Below are 19,208 nucleotides of genomic sequence, written 5' to 3'. Positions count from 1 at the left end.
TACTCCCCTTACGCTTTAACTGCAGCTACAACTTTTTCTGCGGCATCAGACAAGCCGTTCGCAGAAATTAATTTCAAACCAGATTCATCAAGTAATTTAGCACCTAACTCAGCGTTGTTACCTTCTAAACGAACAACAACTGGAACAGTTACGTTTACTTCTTGAACCGCTGCAATAATTGCTTCAGCAATCATGTCACAACGTACGATACCACCGAAGATGTTAATTAAAACACCTTGTACAGATGTATCAGCAAGGATGATTTTGAACGCTTCGATTACGCGCTCTTTAGTAGCACCGCCACCAACGTCAAGGAAGTTTGCAGGCTGACCACCATAAAGTTTAATGATGTCCATAGTTGCCATTGCAAGACCAGCACCGTTAACCATACAACCGATGTTACCTTCTAAAGCAACATAGTTAAGATCGAATTCAGATGCTTTTAATTCACGCTCATTCTCTTGAGATTTATCACGTAAAGCAGCAACTTTAGGTAAACGGTAAAGCGCGTTAGAGTCGATACCAACTTTTGCATCTACACATAAAATATCGCCATTTTCACGAACTGAAAGTGGGTTAATTTCGAATAATGCAAAGTCATTTTCTACAAATGCTTGGTAAGCAGCAGCCATGATTTTAACAAATTGGCTGATTTGCTTGTCTTTCAAACCTAAAGCAAACGCAACTTCGCGCGCTTGGAATGGTTGTAAGCCAACTAATGGATCAACTTCAACTTTGATAATTTTTTCTGGAGTTTCTTCTGCAACTTTCTCGATTTCTACACCACCTTCTGTAGAAGCCATGAAAGTAATGCGACGGCTAGAACGGTCTACAACCGCGCCCAAGTAAAGCTCACGCTCAACTGGGTATACGTCTTCAGCAACAATAATGCTGTTTACTGGTTGACCATTTGCATCTGTTTGATACGTTACTAAACGAGTACCAATGATGTTGTTAGCGAATTCGATAACGTCTTCTTTTGATTTTGCAACTTTAACGCCACCAGCCTTACCACGGCCACCAGCATGAACTTGCGCTTTCATTACCGCGAATTTACCACCAAGCTGTTCGAATGCAGCAACTGCTTCGTCTGCATTGGTTGCCAAGATACCTTCTTGTACCGGCATACCATATTCTTTCAATAACGCTTTAGCTTGATACTCATGTAAGTTCATTTAGTTACCTACTTAACTTTGTTTGTTGTCTTCAATTTGCGCAACATTCTCATGTTGTATATGCAAATTGCTGTCTACCTCTATCACCTTGATGTTTTTTTAATCACACCATCAAATGTGAAAAAGAGCGGAGAACCGCTCTTTATTTTATTTACGCTTACGTTGAATCGCGTGAATTGCACGACCATCTACAGCAAGTGCAGCTTCATGAACAACTTCAGAGAATGTTGGATGACCAAATGTCATTAACTGAAGATCTTCAACAGAAGATACAAATTCAAGAGCGATCATACCTTGGTGTACGATATCAGATGCAGCAGGTCCAATGACATGCATACCTAATAAACGGTCAGTTTTTGCATCAGCAACAAACTTAACAAAACCAGCACCTTCACCCGCGGCTAAAGCACGACCATTTACAGCAAAACCGAATTGACCAGTTTTAACTTCATGACCTTTTTCTTTAGCTTGTTCTTCAGTTAAACCAACCCATGCCGCTTCCGGATGTGTATAGATAACAGAAATGATTGTGTCATAGTTCACTTGAGCTGCATGACCGTGGATACGCTCAACAGCCATTACACCTTCTTCCATTGCTTTATGAGCAAGCATTGGACCGCGAACTAAGTCACCAATTGCATATACACCTTCTACAGAAGTTGCACAGTAATCGTTTACTTCAACTAGACCACGTTCAGTCAATTTAATGCCTGAGTCATCTGCCAACAAACCTTCTGCATAAGCTTTACGGCCTACACAAACGATTAATTTGTCAAAAGTCTGAGTTTTTTCTTCGCCACCTTGAGTGTATTTAACAGTCACTTCGCGACCATTAACTTCAGTACCAGCAACTTTAGCGCCAATACGAATATCAAGACCTTGCTTAGTTAAAAGTTTTTGGTAGTCTTTTGCCAATGCTTTATCAGCCATTGGTAAAAATGCATCCATTGCTTCAAATACAACAACTTCAGAACCAAGACGACGCCAAACAGAACCAAGTTCTAAACCGATTACACCAGCACCAATAACACCTAAACGTTTAGGTACTTCTGGGAAGTTTAATGCGCCAGTTGAATCAACAATAATATCTTGATCTACAGGAGCTACTGGAATATTTACAGGTACAGAACCAGATGCAAGAATTACGTATTTAGGTTCTAAAACTTGAGTCTCACCTTCGTGTGAAACAAACTCAACTTTTTTACCAGCAAGTAATTTACCAGTACCTTTTAACCACTCAATACCATTGCCCTTAAGCAATTGATCGATACCACCAGTTAATTGGTCAACAATTTTGTCTTTACGAGCAAGAAGCTTAGCAAGATCAAAATTCACTTCACCTGTAGTAATACCGTGATCAGCTAAGTGATGCACTGTATCTTCGTAACGATGTGAAGAGTCAAGTAATGCTTTAGAAGGGATACAACCTACGTTTAAGCATGTACCACCTAAAGATGGCTTACCGTTGTGAATACGTTTTTCGATACAAGCGACTTTAAAACCTAGTTGAGCAGCACGAATTGCAGCTTCATAACCACCAGGACCACCGCCAATAACAACAAGATCAAATTGTTGAGACATTGTTTATCTCCATGGTCCGAGATAGAGGATCACTCTATCTCGGTAATATTATTCGAAGAAATTAAAGATCAAGGATGAGTTTAGCTGGCTCTTCCAACAATTCTTTGATTGCTACCAAGAAACCTACTGCTTCTTTACCATCGATCATACGGTGGTCATAAGAAAGCGCTAAATACATCATTGGCAAGATTTCAACTTGACCATTTACAGCCATAGGACGCTCTTGGATTTTGTGCATACCCAAGATACCAGTTTGCGGCTGATTCAAAATTGGAGTTGAAAGTAATGAACCGAAAGTACCACCGTTAGTAATAGTGAAAGTACCACCAGTCATTTCTTCGATAGATAATTTACCATCACGCGCTTTAGCAGCATAAGCACCAATACCTGCTTCAACTTCTGCATAGCTCATACGATCAGTATCACGTAATACTGGTACAACAAGACCACGATCAGAAGATACTGCAACACCGATGTCATAGTAACCGTGATAAACAATATCGTCGCCATCAATTGAAGCATTTACCGCAGGATAGCGTTTAAGTGCTTCAGTTACAGCTTTAACAAAGAATGACATGAAGCCCAAACGAGCACCATGGCGTTTTTCAAACGCATCTTTATATTGCTTACGCAATTCCATGATTGGCTTCATGTTAACTTCGTTAAATGTAGTTAACATTGCAGTTTCTTGAGTTGCAGAAAGAAGACGCTCAGCTACACGCTTACGTAAACGAGTCATTGGAACGCGTTTTTCGATACGCTCACCAACAGCTACGCTTAACGGAGTAACGTTAGCAGCTGGTTTAGCTTGATGATTAGTCACATCTTCTTTAGTGATACGACCACCACGACCAGTACCTTGTACGTCAGCAGCAGCAATACCAGTTTCAGACAAAGCTTTACGAACTGCAGGAGCTTGACCAGATACAGCTTCAGTGCGCTCAACAACAGGAGCTGCACCAGCTTGAGTTTGAGCAACTGCTTGCTCTACTGCAGGAGCAGCAGCTGCACCAGCACCAGCTTCAAACTGAGCAATCACTTCGTCAGAAAGAACTGTATCGCCTTCACCTTTAATGATTGCAACTAAGCTACCATCTGCAGGAGCAACCACTTCTAAAACAACTTTGTCGGTTTCAATATCACAGATCACTTCATCACGTGATACAGGTTCACCCACCTTTTTATGCCAAGTTGCGATGGTTCCATCTGCAACAGACTCTGGGAATACCGGTGCTTTAATTTCGGTTGCCATTATTGAGAATCTCCTGATTGTTCAGCTTCGATTGCCAATGCATCATTAATTAGCTGAGCTTGTTGTTTTGCATGCAAGTACGGTGAGCCACAAGCTGGTGCAGCAGAAGCTTCACGACCTGCAAAACTGATACGGATTTGTTTGCCAGATTTTAAGATATCGTCGTATAAACGCGGTGCGATAAATAACCAAGCGCCTTGGTTCTTCGGCTCTTCTTGTGTCCAAACAAGTTCTTTCACGTTTGGATATGCAGCCAAGATTTCCGCAAGACGTTGTTCTGGGTATGGATATAACTGTTCAATACGTACAATTGCGACGTTAGTTAAGTTTTGTTCACGACGTTTTTCGAGTAAGTCGTAATAAACTTTACCACCACAAAGTACAAGACGAGTTACATCCGACTTGTTAATTTGATCAACTTCATCAATTACAGTTTGGAATGAACCATTTGCAAGCTCTTCTAAAGTAGAAGTTGCAAGTTTATGACGAAGTAAAGATTTCGGTGACATTACGATCAATGGCTTACGAATTGGGCGTACAGCTTGACGACGTAATGCATGGAAAATCTGCGCAGGTGTCGTTGGAGTGATCACTTGCATGTTGTCTTCAGCACATAACTGTAAGAAACGTTCTAAACGAGCTGATGAATGCTCTGGACCTTGACCTTCGAAACCGTGTGGTAACAACATTGTTAAACCACAAACTCGCTCCCATTTAGTCTCGCCAGAAGCAATAAACTGGTCAATTACAACTTGAGCACAGTTTACGAAGTCACCAAATTGCGCTTCCCAAATGATTAAACTCTTAGGAATTGTAGTTGCATAACCATATTCAAATGCAAGAACAGCTTCTTCAGATAATAAAGAGTCGTAAATCGCAAAACGAGGCTGGTTTTCTTTGACATTGCAAAGTGGAATATACGTCGAACCATCTACCTGATTATGCAATTTTGCATGACGGTGCGAGAAGGTACCACGCCCAACGTCTTCACCAGTAATACGAACAAGGTAATCTTCATCGATTAAGGTTGCGTAAGCTAAAGTTTCAGCAGCACCCCAGTTCAATGCAGTTTCACCAGTTTGCATTTTCACACGATCTTCAATAACTTTTTGCACCTGACGCTGCATAACAAATCCTTCCGGAAGTTTGCTCATGCCCTCGCCTAATTCTTTTAAGCGATTTAAGTCAAATGAAGTATCCCAATCGTCTGTATAGTCATGGCCCAAATAAGGCGTCCAATCAACAAACATTTTTGTATTTGGTTCAAGTACCAAAGCGTTTGCCACATGGTTTCCGGCTTCTAAATCTGCACGGTAATCTTCAACCATTTGGTCTGCTTCAGCACGATCAATTACTTTGTTTTGAACAAGTTGATCTGCATAGAGTGTACGAGTTGTTGCTTTTTTAGCAATCACTTGATACATCAATGGTTGTGTACCAGACGGCTCATCCGCTTCGTTATGACCACGACGACGGTAACAGAACAAGTCAAGTACAACGTCTTTACGGAATTCGTGACGGAAATCATGTGCTAATTGAGTAGCAAAGATTACTGCTTCAGGATCATCGCCATTCACATGGAAAATTGGCGTCTGAATCATTTTTGCAACGTCAGTACAATATTCAGTAGAACGCGCATCACGTGGATCAGAAGTTGTAAAGCCAACTTGGTTGTTCACGATAATGTGTACAGTACCACCAACCGTATAGCCACGAGTTTGTGACATCTGGAAAGTTTCCATGTTCACACCTTGACCTGCAAATGCAGCATCACCATGAACAATGACTGGTAATACATCATCACCGCCGATGTCTCTACGACGCACTTGACGTGCACGCACAGAACCTTCAACTACAGGACCAACGATTTCCAAGTGAGATGGGTTAAATGCTAATGCCAAGTGAACTTCGCCACCTTGAGTCATTACATTACTTGAGAAACCTTGATGATATTTAACGTCGCCAGAACCTTTCTTATGAATAGCTTTACCTTCAAACTCGCCAAACAAGTCTGCAGGGTTTTTACCCATAATATTAACAAGAAGGTTTAAACGGCCACGGTGTGGCATACCAATAACAACTTCTTTACAACCAACAGCACCAGCACGTTGAATGATTTCATTCACCATAGGGATAAAAGATTCACCACCTTCTACACCAAAGCGTTTAGCACCAACGTATTTATTACCTAGGTATTTTTCAAGCCCTTCTGCAGCGGTTAAACGCTCCAAGAACCCTTTCTTTTGATCATTTGTAAAATTAAGCTGACCACGAACACTTTCAAGACGTTGTTGAATCCAACGCTTTTCTTTAGTGTCCACAATATGCATATATTCAACACCGATTGAACCACAATAGATTGCTTCCATTGCTTCAATCATTTCAGCAAGCGTTGCTTCGCTTTTGCCAATCTCAAGATTGCCTGTGTTGAATACTGTGTCTAAATCTGATTTTGTTAAACCATGTTCTGAAAGATCTAAATCAGGAACATCTTCACGCTTAGCAAGACCTAATGGATCTAACTTAGCTTTTTGATGTCCGCGATTACGATAAGCAGAAATAAGTTGTAAAACGCCAATTTGACGACGTTCATGCTCAGTACTTACCGTACTTTGTACAACAGGTTGAACACGATTAGCATTACGTCCTAGTAATAGGAATTGCTCACGCACAGCGCCGTGTGGTTGGTCACCCTTTGGATATTTATCGAAATATTGGCGCCAGTCCTCAGCTACAGAGGTTGGGGAAGACAGGTACTGCTCGTAAAGTTCTTCAATATACGCTGCACTATCAGCGGAAAGTTCAGTGTCAAGACGCAATGCGTCAGCAACTTCTTGCATTTGTGGACCCATTTCCTATTGCAAAAAATATTACAGGCTGCCTTTTAAGCACACCCATGATGCATAATGCCAAATTGGTAAAAAAGGCACTACTTACCCAACAGGTCGTTAAGACCAGGGGGCGTCATACTACCTAGAGAGGAAACTCCATAGGTAATTAATGAATCACAACACCCTCAATGGCATCATCACTCACCTTATACTCGATTAAAACCGAGCAATTTTTTGCAAATCTTTTTAGAAAAATTAACTTTAAAATTAACTTTTCTAAAATGACTTTAACCATAAAAATTAAGCACAGATCTAAGATCGTGCTGCTTAAATTAATTTCACTAGTATACGCTTTTTTCACCTATAACTTTGTGGCAAATCGTATCATGTTCTTAACAAACGATTGATTTTTTTGACACATACCACCTATAAATTGGCGAAATACATATGCGATTTTATCTTTTAATATATGGTGCAATATATAAAAATCTCATTTTTTTCGACCAAAGTCTAAAGTTTACATTATAAAGTTAAAAAAAAACGCACATCAAGGATGTGCGTTCTCTATTTGTGCAGAATTAACCCGCTTGATCTAATAGCATGCTACGGATATGACCGATTGCTTTTGTAGGGTTTAGACCTTTAGGACATACTGACACACAGTTCATGATACCTTTACAACGGAACAAACTGAATGGATCGTCAAGACGAGACAAACGGTCTGCAGTAGCAGTATCACGAGAATCAATAATAAAACGGTATGCATTCAACAATGCTGAAGGACCCAAGAACTTGTCAGGGTTCCACCAGAATGATGGACATGAAGTTGAACAACATGCACAAAGAATACATTCATACAAACCATTTAAGTGTTCACGCTCTTCTGGAGTTTGTAAACGCTCTTTAGGTGGAGCTGGCTGGTTATTGATCAAGAACGGCTGAATCTTGTCATATTGATCATAGAATTGGTTCATATCAACAACCAAATCTTTAACTACCGGCAAACCAGGTAATGGACGAATTACGATTTTCTCTGGTAAATCGTTCAGGTTTTCTAAACAAGCCAAACCATTTTTACCATTGATATTCACACCATCTGAACCACAAATACCTTCACGGCAAGAGCGACGGAATGTTAACGTTTCGTCTTGAACTTTCAATGCAAGCAATGCATCAAGCAACATACGGTGCTTATCAGTCAATTCAAGCTTGAAAGTTTGCATGTACGGCGCTTTATCCTTATCAGGATCATAGCGGTAGATTTCGAATGTACGAGTACCTCTACTCATCTTTATACTCCCGATTAGAATGTACGTGGTGCTGGCGGAATTGCATCAACAGTCAACGGTTTGAAGCGCACTGGCTTATATTCCAAACGGTTATCTGATGAATACCATAACGTGTGTTTCATCCACTCATCATCACGGCGACCGTATGAATAAGTTGGGTGATCAGCTGGTAATTCATAGTCAACTACAGTATGCGCACCACGACACTCTTTACGCGCAGCAGCTGAAATCAGAGTTGCTTTTGCAACTTCATACAAGTTTTCAACTTCAAGCGCTTCAACACGTGCAGTGTTAAATACTCTAGATTTATCTTTCAAGTGGATATTACGCACACGTGGCTCAAGAGCAAGAATCTCTTTAACACCCTTATCAAGCAATGCTTGAGTACGGAATACACCAGCGTGATCTTGAACGATATCACGAATTGCATCAGCAACTTCTTGAGCATTTTCACCCGAAGTTGAGTCATCCAACTTACGTACGCGAGCCAGTGTTTGCCCTAATACATCTGTTGGAAGAGGTGCATATTCATCACCGTGATGCTTAGTTACGTAATCGATAATGTGCTCACCAGCAGCTTTACCAAATACAACCAAGTCAAGAAGTGAGTTAGTACCTAAACGGTTTGCACCATGTACTGATACACAAGAACATTCGCCAATTGCATAGAAACCTTTTACAGGTTTAGTGTAGTTATCTGTACCCACTTCAGGTAAACATACCTGACCATGCATATTCGTAGGAATACCACCCATTTGATAATGGATTGTTGGTACTACAGGAATCGCTTCTTTTGTAATGTCGACGTTCGCGAATTTTTTACCAATCTCAAATACAGATGGTAAACGCTTCATGATTGTATCAGCACCCAAGTGAGTCATATCAAGTAAGATATAATCACCTTTTGGACCACAACCACGACCTTCTTTAATTTCTTGGTCCATAGAGCGTGAAACGAAGTCACGTGGAGCCAAGTCTTTTAAAGTCGGTGCATAACGTTCCATGAATGGTTCGCCGTCTTTATTACGAAGGATTGCACCTTCACCACGACAACCTTCTGTCAACAAAACACCAGCGCCGGCAACACCTGTTGGGTGGAATTGCCAGAATTCCATATCTTGCAATGGAATACCAGCACGAGCAGCCATACCAAGACCGTCACCAGTATTGATATAAGCATTAGTTGATGCACGGTAAACACGACCAGCACCACCCGTAGCAAATAATGTCGCTTTTGCTTGGAATACTGAAATATTACCAGTTTCTTGGTCAATCGCTGTTACACCAAGAACCTCACCAGCTTCGTTACGGATCAAATCAAGAGCGATCCACTCAACGAAGAATTGAGTACCCATTTTCACGTTGCTTTGATAAAGAGTATGCAATAATGCATGACCTGTACGGTCCGCAGCTGCACAAGCACGTGGAACTGGCTTATCGCCATAGTTAGCAGAGTGACCACCGAACGGACGTTGGTAAATTGTACCATCAGCGTTACGGTCAAACGGCATACCCATGTGTTCAAGTTCATACACAACTTTTGGTGCTTCACGACACATAAATTCAATTGCGTCTTGGTCACCTAACCAGTCAGAACCTTTTACTGTATCGTAAAAATGGAAATGCCAGTTATCTTCTTGCATATTACCTAACGACGCACCGATACCACCTTGAGCAGCTACAGTGTGCGAACGTGTCGGGAAAACTTTAGTCAGTACTGCAACCTTCAAACCTGCTTGAGCAAGTTGGTAAGATGCACGCATACCAGAACCACCACCACCAACGATAACTGCATCGAAAGTGAGGTTTTGAATATTTGAATAATCTTCTTTAGGGGTTATCGCGCCCATGATGTCTTCCTATCAATTCGCCCAGAAAATCTGGATGCCCCAGATTGCGTACACAAACACTGCAATAATGACAGCCGTCGTCAGTACAAGGCGTAAACCTTTCGCTGAAGGACCCATTTGACGAGTAGTGACATAGTCAGTAAAAACTTGCCACATACCAATCCATGCGTGTGCGATAAGCGATAAAATTGCCAATAAAGAAAAAATCTTCATTGGTAATGTCATCATGAACCCAGCCCATTGTTGATAGTCAAATCCGCCTTTGCAGAGAATCCAACCCAAAAGAACAACAGTATAGGCCGCTAATACAACCGCACTTACACGCTGGATATACCAATCGCGAGAACCTGAACCAGTTAAACCTGTAGCACTTTTCATTAGAACATAATCCATACAAAGGCTGCGATAATGGCTACCACAGATAAGATCAATGAAATTGTCGCTGCAATACGACCACTTTGCAGTTCTTCAGCAAAACCTAAATCTGCAAGTAAGTGCTTTACTCCAGCAATAAAGTGGAATAACAAGCCGGCTACAAATACCCAAACGATAAAACGTACAAGGATATTTCCAAACACGACATTTTTAACGTAGTCAAATCCTTCTGGTGAAGATAATGATTTATCTAAAATCCATAATAGAACTGGTACTAATAAGAAAACGATGACACCTGATAAACGGTGTAAAATTGATGCAATAGCCACGGGTGAGCGTAAATTTACCGCTAACACCTGACCCATGGACAAATTGACAGGTCTGTTGCTTTTCACAGCGGGCATCCTGTAGGTAGAAACTCCGACCGGAGTTTGTTGAATTAATTCCAAGGAAAGCTGGCATTGTTAGGCAAGCACAGCTCATGCCTAACCTATAAACGACACTGAATTATAAAACGCGAAGTATCAAAATACAAACAATCCACTTTCCCATTTAAGTAAAAAACAATTAAATAAGAATCATTCACAATGATATCACCCTATTAACCCCATTAAAAAGATATACATAGTTCCATCATGTTGTTGTTTAAAATAACTTTTTATTTAATTTCATTTTTTCTCAAATTTCTTTTAAATAAGTAAGTTTTAGACTAAAGATAAAGTTATAAATTCATCATATAAATAGAAAAATGTTAGTAACTCCTCATATTTTCAATAAAAGCCACAATTCAATTAAGTAAACGCACTTACATTCACCCCAAATCAGTCAATCTAAAATACATTTAGGAGAGCAATTTCCACTAAAAATAGGAGTTTTTATTATTTTAGGGCAGTTCAATTAGCTATTTTTTATACAATTAAACTTAAAAAAACACCAACACTCTTTGTTACAACTAAATAAAAATAGAGTTTTTTTTGATTAGCAATTTGAAATTACACCATGAGTTTTATGATTTTTTTAATTGGATTGGCATTTTCTACCTGCTTATCATTTTTAATCTTAATTTTAAAATTTGCTTACAATTGGACTGATACTTCATTTTTTTTCTGCACGTTCTTGTTGAATTGACTTATTATACCATCCCGATGCAGTGATTTTACTGACTTTTTTGCTCGGGTCTTGATGACTAACTCTCTGTGAGATCGTCATTTTTTATCCATAAGTATAATTGACAAAATTTCAGTACTCACTAATCTTATAGCAAATTTTGACACCGTCTGATTCGCACATGAGAACATTAGGATTTCGGGTCAGATCAACATTCACCAGGACAGGAGATCTATTGAATGTCTGAAGCAAATGGCAAAAAAGCCGTATTACATCTTGATGGCAAAGAAATTGGTTTACCAATCTACAGTGGCACTTTAGGTCCAGATGTAATTGATGTCAGCAGCATATTGAAAGAAGGTCATTTTACTTTCGATCCTGGTTTTATGGCGACAGCTGCATGCGAGTCTAAAATTACGTTCATTGATGGTGACAAAGGTATTTTATTACACCGCGGTTACCCAATTGATCAGTTAGCAACTCAAGCAGACTATCTTGAAACTTGTTATTTATTATTAAATGGCGAGCTCCCAACTGCTGAACAAAAAACAGAATTTGATGCCAAAGTTCGTGCTCATACGATGGTTCATGACCAAGTTAGCCGTTTCTTCAATGGTTTCCGTCGTGATGCTCACCCTATGGCAATCATGGTTGGTGTTGTTGGTGCATTATCTGCGTTCTATCACAACAACCTTGACATTGAAGACATCAATCACCGTGAAATCACTGCAATTCGTCTAATTGCAAAAATTCCAACACTTGCTGCTTGGAGTTACAAATACACAGTAGGTCAACCATTCATCTATCCACGTAACGACTTAAATTACGCGGAAAACTTCTTACACATGATGTTTGCTACCCCTGCTGACCGTGATTACAAAGTAAATCCTGTCCTTGCTCGCGCAATGGATCGCATTTTCACGCTTCATGCTGATCACGAACAAAATGCTTCTACGTCTACAGTACGCCTTGCTGGTTCTACTGGTGCAAACCCATACGCATGTATCTCTTCAGGTATTTCTGCGCTTTGGGGACCTGCTCACGGTGGTGCTAACGAAGCTGTGCTTAAAATGCTTGATGAAATTGGTAGCGTAGAAAACGTTGCTGAGTTCATGGAAAAAGTAAAACGTAAAGAAGTTAAACTCATGGGCTTCGGTCACCGCGTTTACAAAAACTTCGATCCACGTGCTAAAGTCATGAAACAAACTTGTGACGAAGTTCTTGAAGCATTAAATATCGATGATCCTCAATTAGCTCTTGCTATGGAACTTGAACGCATTGCATTGAACGACCCGTACTTTGTTGAACGCAAACTTTACCCTAACGTAGACTTCTACTCAGGTATCATCCTTAAAGCGATTGGTATCCCAACAGAAATGTTTACGGTAATCTTTGCTCTTGCACGTACAGTAGGCTGGATCAGCCACTGGTTAGAAATGCATAGCGCACCATACAAAATCGGCCGTCCTCGTCAGCTTTATACTGGCCCGACTCAGCGCGATATCAAACGTTAATATTCGAAAGAAAATTAATAATAAAAAAGCTGCCTTATGGCAGCTTTTTTATTGAGATATATTCCATTCAATCTACAAACTTATTCTTCGTCAAAGACACTTAATAAATGATGACTAATTCCATTAGCCCTCAACCAAGCTAACTCATAACTCGCTTTAGCCAAAGCCAAAACACGCCTTTCAAATTCAACCCATATTGTTTTGACTTGAGGCTCTGAAATACCCAAACCACTTTCTGTTGCCAGATGCTTATTTTTCTCACATATTTTTAAAGCATGATAAAGTTTGCGGCCTTTGCTTGCTCCATCCATCAATCGAACACGTTTACCTAAAATAAATCCCTCTACATGCTGCAAGTTCGCATGAGGTAACATCGGTACTAAAATTTGATTCAGTTGATCATCTAAACGCTTCCATACAGCCAAACGCTGCTCTGCTGTATAAGTATTCCATTGAATCACTTCATGGTTAAAACGGCGACAACCACGGCAAACTTGATCACCAAAAACTGTTGAACAACGCCCTGCACATGGGGTGAGAGAGAGCATTCGATGATCATTACTCAAAACAAACTCCTTAAATAAACCATATACTTTTTATGGTTTTCTCGCTTATTACACATTTTCGCGCTAAAATATGCGCCTTAAATTTATATCTTAATACATTTGGAGTTTTCCATGAACGCTACTGTAGAACAGCTTGCACCTGTAGAACAGCAAGCGACCGCAGGTTGGGTTGTTGCAGCACTATATCAATTTAAAGAAGTTCAAGATCCTACAGATCTTCAGCAACGTCTATTAGACTTAGTGAAAACAATTAACCTTTGTGGAACTCTGATTGTAGCAGGTGAAGGAATTAATGGTACTGTTGCGGGCGATCGTGTAGCAATTGATAGTCTCTATCAATTTTTGCTCAATGAAGGCTTTGCCTCTATGGAATACAAAGAATCCCATAGCTCTGACAAACCTTTCCGTAAAATGAAAATTAAACTTAAAGAAGAAATTGTGACTTTAGGTGTTGAAGTTAAACCCCGTGACTTAGTGGGCCACTACCTTAATCCAAAAGAGTGGAATGATTTAATTGCACGTGATGATGTAATTTTAATCGATACACGTAATGATTATGAATATAAGGCAGGTACTTTCAAAGGTGCAGTCGACCCTAAAACTGAGACATTCCGCGAGTTTCCAGAATATGTTAAAAAAGAGCTAGAGCAACATAAAGATAAAAAAATTGCGATGTTCTGTACAGGCGGTATTCGCTGTGAGAAATCAACCTCTTTACTTCTTCAAGAAGGATTTACAGAGGTTTACCACCTTAAGGGCGGTATTCTTAAATATTTAGAAGAAACCCCTGCTGATGAAAGCTTATGGGAAGGCGAATGTTTCGTATTTGACGGACGTACTGCTGTAACTCATGGTGTTGAAGAAGGCGTAAATATTAAATGTCACGCTTGTGGTTGGCCATTAACACCAGAAGAGTCTGCTCTAACAAGTTATGAGCATGGTGTTTCTTGCGTATATTGCATCGATAAGACAACTGAAAAACAAAAAGCTGGTTTCCGTATGCGCCAGTCACAAATTGCAGCTGCAAAACGTAAACGTTTATAATTTTTAATTGAAAGGCATTTAGTTTTCTAAATGCCTTTTCTATAGAAATACTAAATAATAAAAATATTTTGACTATGTAACCTTTCCAAACCAATTCATTCACTGAAGGCTAGTTTTAAAATTTTAACACCAAGCTCCATCAAATTATAAAAAACAACTTGTTCAACATTCTGATTAAAATTCTAAATTAAAGACCAAAAGCTTAAAAAATACTGCTTAATTCTTTAATCAATTAGAAAAACCAAAGCATAAAAAACGCCCTAGAAAGGACGTTATTTATTATTTCTTCTAATAAATTAATTTGGCGTATGATACATCAAGTATAATTCATTCAAATTATCTGGAATTTCTTCTGCCAGCTCATCCATTAACTGTCCATTGCGACGGAAAGATTCCATCTGCGGATCTTCTTCATCAATTCCACTAAATACCATCATTGGTAAAGTTAAATCAATTAATTGTTCTTCATGTTCAGGGGCAAACCACGCCTCTTCATTTAAGAACATTGCATCAACAAATCCCACACTCCAGTCGCCCAAGCTAGATTCAACATCAGCTTCTTCAACTTCAAATGGAAATGCAATTCCATTCTCATTTGCTAAATCTTGTCGAATTGACTCTAACCACGCCTTGATTTGCTGAATAATTTCAGCAGGAACCTTCTTATGGTTATTATCAAACAGCTCATCTAACCAACGGTCAAACTGAGGGCCTACTGCAATTGCACACAGAAAACCATGAGTTGCAGCGAAATCTAGACCATACTCATTGTGGTCTCCATCTAGATATTCACTTAATTGGTCTAAATCTAACGCACTCATTGTGTTACCTGACTATAAAAAAGAAATCTACGATAGCATAGCATTTAAGCTGACGATGCCCTATTCAGATTTGATTAGTCTTCATCATCAAGATCATCATCGTCTAAATCATAATCAAAATCTTTCAACTCACGTTCTAAACGACGTTGAGCTAATAGATCATCGATTAATCTACGTTTTTCTAATGATTCTTTTGCAGTGATTTTGCCTGATGACTCATCAAAACCGACATCATCATCATCACCGTAGTTATCATCTAGTTCAAAATCTGTAGAAGACACTAAAACTACCTCTAATGAAAAAATGTGAATGGGTCTAGGCGCTATTTATCTCGCTTACAGAATCATGTCAAGTTTTATTTATATTTTTTTCATTAAACTGCATATTTGTACTTTTTTTCACCCGAAAAATTGTGTATTTATAAAACTCAACTATTTTTTTGATCAAGAAAAAATTCTATGATCTTTTCGATGATTTAAGCTTGAAAAAAATGATTTTAGCCCAATATTCAAAAAACAGACGTGAATTCAAAGATATTTTTTATTTAACGGTTGCCGATCAAACCCAAAACATTTCAAGCAAATTGTGCTATCATGCACGGTTTTTCACTGCCACAGATTCAACGAAGAGTAAGCAAAGATGAGCGATATGCATTCCCCTACTTCTCAAGTAGCGGCTCTGATTAGCCGAGGCAAAGAACAAGGTTACTTAACTTACGCTGAGGTTAACGATCATCTGCCGGACTCGATTACTGAAAGCGAACAGATTGAAGACATTATTCAAATGCTTCAAGACGTTGGTATTCCTGTACACGAGCGTGCACCTGAATCTGACGATACCATGTTCGGTGAGTCAACTGACACAGCCGATGAAGTTGCTGAAGAAGAAGCTGCTGCCGTACTTGCATCGGTTGAAAATGAGCCTGGACGTACGACAGACCCTGTACGTATGTACATGCGTGAAATGGGTACAGTTGAACTGTTAACCCGTGAAGGTGAAATCAGCATTGCAAAACGTATTGAAGAAGGGATTCGTGATGTCCTTAATTCAATTGCGTACTGGCCAAATGCTGTTGAAGTTGTATTAAAAGAATATAATGATTTCTTGACTGGCGAACGTCGCCTTGCTGATATTTTATCTGGCTATCTTGATCCTGAAACTGACGAAGATATTCCTGAAGTTCTAGAAGAAGAAACAGAGCTTGAGGAAGAAGAAGCGCCAGCTACACCAGCAAAAGAAGTTAAGCTTGACGACGATGAAGAAGATGAAGAGTCAGAAAGCGATGACGACTCTGAAGGTGAATCTGGCCCAGACCCTGAAGTTGCAAAAGTTCGTTTTAATGAACTTGAAGCTGCATGGACTAAAACAAAAGCTATTATTGCAAAACATGGCCGCAATAGCCCAGAAGCAGATGAAGCTTTAGAATCTTTAGCTACTGTGTTCATGATGTTTAAATTTACACCACGTTTATTCGACATCATTTCTGAAATGATTCGTGGTACACATGAGCAAATTCGTGCCAACGAACGTGAAATTATGCGTTATGCAGTACGTCGTGGCCGTATGGATCGTACTCAATTCCGTACATCTTTCCCTAAGCAAGAATCTAATCCAGCTTGGTTAGATGAACAAATTGCTAAAGCTCCTGCTGAAATCAAGGCACATTTAGAAAAAGTTCGTCCAGATGTTTTAGCATTCCAGCAAAAGATTGCAGATATTGAGAAAGAACTTAGTTTAAGCGTTGCTGAAATTAAAGATATTTCTAAGCGTATGGCGATTGGCGAAGCGAAAGCACGCCGCGCTAAGAAAGAAATGGTAGAAGCCAACCTTCGTTTGGTAATTTCGATTGCGAAGAAATATACCAACCGTGGTTTACAGTTCCTTGACTTGATTCAAGAAGGGAACATTGGTTTGATGAAAGCTGTAGACAAGTTTGAATATCGTCGTGGTTATAAATTCTCGACTTATGCAACTTGGTGGATTCGTCAGGCGATTACCCGTTCGATTGCCGATCAGGCTCGTACAATTCGTATTCCTGTACATATGATTGAAACGATTAACAAGATCAACCGTGTATCTCGTCAATTGTTACAAGAAATGGGCCGCGAACCGACACCTGAAGAATTAGGTGAACGTTTAGAAATGGACGAAGTTAAGGTTCGTAAAGTACTTAAAATTGCCAAAGAACCGATTTCAATGGAAACACCTATTGGTGATGATGAAGATTCGCATCTTGGTGATTTCATTGAAGATCAAAACATCACTTCTCCAATTGATGCTGCGACTTCAGAAGGCTTAAAAGAAGCAACACGCGAAGTTCTTGAAAACTTAACTGAACGTGAAGCAAAAGTATTGAAGATGCGTTTTGGTATTGATATGCCAACCGATCATACGCTAGAAGAAGTGGGCAAGCAGTTTGACGTAACACGTGAACGTATTCGTCAGATTGAAGCAAAAGCATTGCGTAAATTACGCCACCCTTCTCGCTCTGAACACTTACGTTCTTTCTTGGAAAATGACTAAGTTTTGAAGGCTTGAAATTTCAAAACCAAGCCCCATTTAATAGAAAGAGCTATAAACGCCTGCGATGATGCAGGCGTTTCAAATCATGAGGTAACTTATGTTAGACCGCACTCCATCTCGCGAACTACAAGAACATCTTTGGGTATTTCCGATGGATTATCCAATTAAACTTATTGGCGATGCGGGTGAAGAATTACGTGTTGCTGTAGTTGATATTTTGGTAAAACATTTTCCAGAATTCGACCACTCAACACTAAAAGTTCAAGAATCTCGCACCGGCAAGTATCATTCTTTAACAGCACAATTGCGCTTTGAAGAATTAGAACAAGTTCATGCACTTTATGCTGACTTGGCTGCTTGTCCGCAGATCCGAACTGCGCTTTAATTTTAAGTTCTTCAATCAATACCACAGTTAGACATTCTTACTGTGGTATTTTTTTGGAAATTTTTAAGCCATTCAACAATGAAAAAACAATACAAATATTTAGAACTACTATTATAAAATCCTTTAAAATTACAGGGTTTTCGGCTTCTATCTTGCAGATATTAACTGGGTGCCACATAAACCAACTTATAGGAATATATTGTGATGAGCCTTGATAAACCCAACTTGATCATTCGCCAATGGAACGATTTACAAGATTATCAAAGCAAGTTTGAAACCATGAGACTCTTAACAAACGAGCGTGATCAAGATACGCCTGATGAGTTATGGCTACTTCAACATCATAATGTCTTAACACAAGGCCAAGCTGGCAAACCAGAGCACATTTTAATTTCATCAGACATTCCGGTTGTACAAACCGACCGTGGTGGACAAGTGACTTGGCATGGACCAGGTCAACTGGTTGCTTACTTCATGTTTGATCTTAATCGGCTAAAATGGAACGTGCGTACTTTGGTCAGTTTTGCTGAACAATTTATGATAGATGTTTTAAAAAAATATGGAATTGAAGCTTATGCCAAGCCCGATGCACCCGGAGTATATGTAGATGGTCGTAAGATTGGTTCCTTAGGTTTTAAAATTCGTCGTGGTCGTAGTTATCATGGGTTAGCACTCAATCTGGACTGTGCTTTAGATGGATTCCAGACCATCAATCCTTGCGGCTATGCAGGCTTAGAAATGGTACGTATACAAGATTTAGTGACTCCTTATCCATCATTTGGTCAACTTTGTCAGGACTTTATTGAGTATATTAATAGTACGGGGTACTTTAATGACCCTAAAGTCAAATATGAATAAATCGCTTTGCGATGAAATAAAAATGGATTAGAGTAAT

Annotated in this window: 17 protein-coding genes; 5 read left to right on the top strand and 12 right to left on the bottom strand. The window is 39.5% G+C overall.

The genetic code is table 11. The features are described 5' to 3' along the window. Positions 1-8: 8 nt before the first annotated feature. The 9 genes from sucC to sdhC form a co-directional block, all read right to left on the bottom strand. On the bottom strand, positions 9-1,175 hold the full coding sequence (gene sucC, locus MMY79_RS03990) for an ADP-forming succinate--CoA ligase subunit beta (RefSeq protein WP_003655470.1): 1,167 nt from the start codon (positions 1,173-1,175) through the stop codon (positions 9-11). Positions 1,176-1,322: 147 nt separating this feature from the next. After that, a complete protein-coding gene (lpdA, locus tag MMY79_RS03985; protein ID WP_042897586.1) occupies positions 1,323-2,756 on the bottom strand; it encodes a dihydrolipoyl dehydrogenase in 1,434 nt (477 codons plus the stop codon). A gap of 61 nt (positions 2,757-2,817) precedes the next feature. Further along, a complete protein-coding gene (gene odhB / locus MMY79_RS03980; protein WP_133972066.1) occupies positions 2,818-4,008 on the bottom strand; it encodes a 2-oxoglutarate dehydrogenase complex dihydrolipoyllysine-residue succinyltransferase in 1,191 nt (396 codons plus the stop codon). After that, complete coding sequence (locus MMY79_RS03975; protein WP_252612181.1) at positions 4,008-6,848, bottom strand: 2-oxoglutarate dehydrogenase E1 component; 2,841 nt, start codon at positions 6,846-6,848, stop codon at positions 4,008-4,010. Before MMY79_RS03975 ends, odhB begins: the two co-directional genes overlap by 1 nt. Positions 6,849-7,005: 157 nt before the next feature. Beyond that, entirely contained in the window at positions 7,006-7,134 is a 129-nt protein-coding gene (locus tag MMY79_RS03965) for a hypothetical protein (protein ID WP_002116082.1), read from the bottom strand. A gap of 283 nt (positions 7,135-7,417) precedes the next feature. Next, on the bottom strand, positions 7,418-8,128 hold the full coding sequence (locus MMY79_RS03960) for a succinate dehydrogenase iron-sulfur subunit (protein ID WP_252612180.1): 711 nt from the start codon (positions 8,126-8,128) through the stop codon (positions 7,418-7,420). A 14-nt stretch (positions 8,129-8,142) separates the two neighbouring features. After that, positions 8,143-9,978: a succinate dehydrogenase flavoprotein subunit gene (gene sdhA, locus MMY79_RS03955; RefSeq protein ID WP_252612178.1), complete on the bottom strand. Its 1,836-nt coding sequence runs from the start codon at positions 9,976-9,978 to the stop codon at positions 8,143-8,145. 12 nt (positions 9,979-9,990) lie between these two features. After that, positions 9,991-10,356 carry a succinate dehydrogenase, hydrophobic membrane anchor protein gene (sdhD, locus tag MMY79_RS03950; RefSeq protein ID WP_016137039.1) on the bottom strand — a complete coding sequence of 122 codons (366 nt, stop codon included), beginning with the start codon at positions 10,354-10,356 and terminating at the stop codon, positions 9,991-9,993. Beyond that, positions 10,356-10,757, bottom strand: a complete 402-nt coding sequence (gene sdhC, locus MMY79_RS03945; protein WP_003655453.1) for a succinate dehydrogenase, cytochrome b556 subunit — start codon at positions 10,755-10,757, stop codon at positions 10,356-10,358. The genes sdhD and sdhC overlap by 1 nt, the downstream gene beginning before the upstream one ends. A gap of 942 nt (positions 10,758-11,699) precedes the next feature. Here sdhC and gltA point away from each other — a divergent pair. After that, complete coding sequence (gene gltA, locus MMY79_RS03940; RefSeq protein ID WP_252612176.1) at positions 11,700-12,974, top strand: citrate synthase; 1,275 nt, start codon at positions 11,700-11,702, stop codon at positions 12,972-12,974. Positions 12,975-13,054: 80 nt separating this feature from the next. Here the strand turns inward: gltA and MMY79_RS03935 are convergent, their stop codons facing one another. Then, complete coding sequence (locus MMY79_RS03935; protein WP_252612174.1) at positions 13,055-13,540, bottom strand: DUF1289 domain-containing protein; 486 nt, start codon at positions 13,538-13,540, stop codon at positions 13,055-13,057. Between the two features lie 111 nt (positions 13,541-13,651). On the opposite strand from MMY79_RS03935, the gene MMY79_RS03930 reads away from it, so the two are divergent. Beyond that, positions 13,652-14,584, top strand: coding sequence for a rhodanese-related sulfurtransferase (locus MMY79_RS03930; RefSeq protein WP_252612172.1), 933 nt, complete (start codon positions 13,652-13,654; stop codon positions 14,582-14,584). Between the two features lie 296 nt (positions 14,585-14,880). On the opposite strand, the gene MMY79_RS03925 is transcribed toward MMY79_RS03930, so the two are convergent. Together MMY79_RS03925 and MMY79_RS03920 are read right to left on the bottom strand one after the other, a co-directional pair. Next, complete coding sequence (locus tag MMY79_RS03925) at positions 14,881-15,405, bottom strand: YecA family protein (protein WP_199967695.1); 525 nt, start codon at positions 15,403-15,405, stop codon at positions 14,881-14,883. A 74-nt stretch (positions 15,406-15,479) separates the two neighbouring features. Beyond that, positions 15,480-15,686: a PA3496 family putative envelope integrity protein gene (locus tag MMY79_RS03920; protein WP_002116495.1), complete on the bottom strand. Its 207-nt coding sequence runs from the start codon at positions 15,684-15,686 to the stop codon at positions 15,480-15,482. Between the two features lie 358 nt (positions 15,687-16,044). On the opposite strand from MMY79_RS03920, the gene rpoD reads away from it, so the two are divergent. The 3 genes from rpoD to lipB all read left to right on the top strand — a co-directional run bounded on the left by rpoD (position 16,045) and on the right by lipB (position 19,171). Beyond that, positions 16,045-17,928, top strand: a complete 1,884-nt coding sequence (rpoD, locus tag MMY79_RS03915) for an RNA polymerase sigma factor RpoD (RefSeq protein WP_252612170.1) — start codon at positions 16,045-16,047, stop codon at positions 17,926-17,928. A gap of 97 nt (positions 17,929-18,025) precedes the next feature. Then, positions 18,026-18,313: a DUF493 domain-containing protein gene (locus MMY79_RS03910; protein WP_062850024.1), complete on the top strand. Its 288-nt coding sequence runs from the start codon at positions 18,026-18,028 to the stop codon at positions 18,311-18,313. A gap of 204 nt (positions 18,314-18,517) precedes the next feature. Further along, positions 18,518-19,171 (top strand): lipoyl(octanoyl) transferase LipB, encoded by a 654-nt coding sequence (gene lipB / locus MMY79_RS03905; RefSeq protein WP_252612168.1) that lies wholly within the window; start codon positions 18,518-18,520, stop codon positions 19,169-19,171. The last annotated feature ends 37 nt before the right edge of the window (positions 19,172-19,208 follow it).

The sequence above is a fragment of the Acinetobacter sp. XS-4 genome, assembly GCF_023920705.1.
Lineage (GTDB): Bacteria > Pseudomonadota > Gammaproteobacteria > Pseudomonadales > Moraxellaceae > Acinetobacter.
This window is presented reverse-complemented; position numbering and strand designations above follow the sequence as displayed.

Bases quoted from the DNA above. Each gene is read 5' to 3' on its own strand.
- sucC (WP_003655470.1), bottom strand. From the start codon at position 1,175: ATGAACTTACATGAGTATCAAGCTAAAGCGTTATTGAAAGAATATGGT.
- lpdA (WP_042897586.1), bottom strand. From the start codon at position 2,756: ATGTCTCAACAATTTGATCTTGTTGTTATTGGCGGTGGTCCTGGTGGT.
- odhB (WP_133972066.1), bottom strand. From the start codon at position 4,008: ATGGCAACCGAAATTAAAGCACCGGTATTCCCAGAGTCTGTTGCAGAT.
- MMY79_RS03975 (WP_252612181.1), bottom strand. From the start codon at position 6,848: ATGCAAGAAGTTGCTGACGCATTGCGTCTTGACACTGAACTTTCCGCT.
- MMY79_RS03965 (WP_002116082.1), bottom strand. From the start codon at position 7,134: ATGGTTAAAGTCATTTTAGAAAAGTTAATTTTAAAGTTAATTTTTCTA.
- MMY79_RS03960 (WP_252612180.1), bottom strand. From the start codon at position 8,128: ATGAGTAGAGGTACTCGTACATTCGAAATCTACCGCTATGATCCTGAT.
- sdhA (WP_252612178.1), bottom strand. From the start codon at position 9,978: ATGGGCGCGATAACCCCTAAAGAAGATTATTCAAATATTCAAAACCTC.
- sdhD (WP_016137039.1), bottom strand. From the start codon at position 10,356: ATGAAAAGTGCTACAGGTTTAACTGGTTCAGGTTCTCGCGATTGGTAT.
- sdhC (WP_003655453.1), bottom strand. From the start codon at position 10,757: ATGCCCGCTGTGAAAAGCAACAGACCTGTCAATTTGTCCATGGGTCAG.
- gltA (WP_252612176.1), top strand. From the start codon at position 11,700: ATGTCTGAAGCAAATGGCAAAAAAGCCGTATTACATCTTGATGGCAAA.
- MMY79_RS03930 (WP_252612172.1), top strand. From the start codon at position 13,652: ATGAACGCTACTGTAGAACAGCTTGCACCTGTAGAACAGCAAGCGACC.
- MMY79_RS03925 (WP_199967695.1), bottom strand. From the start codon at position 15,405: ATGAGTGCGTTAGATTTAGACCAATTAAGTGAATATCTAGATGGAGAC.
- rpoD (WP_252612170.1), top strand. From the start codon at position 16,045: ATGAGCGATATGCATTCCCCTACTTCTCAAGTAGCGGCTCTGATTAGC.
- MMY79_RS03910 (WP_062850024.1), top strand. From the start codon at position 18,026: ATGTTAGACCGCACTCCATCTCGCGAACTACAAGAACATCTTTGGGTA.
- lipB (WP_252612168.1), top strand. From the start codon at position 18,518: ATGAGCCTTGATAAACCCAACTTGATCATTCGCCAATGGAACGATTTA.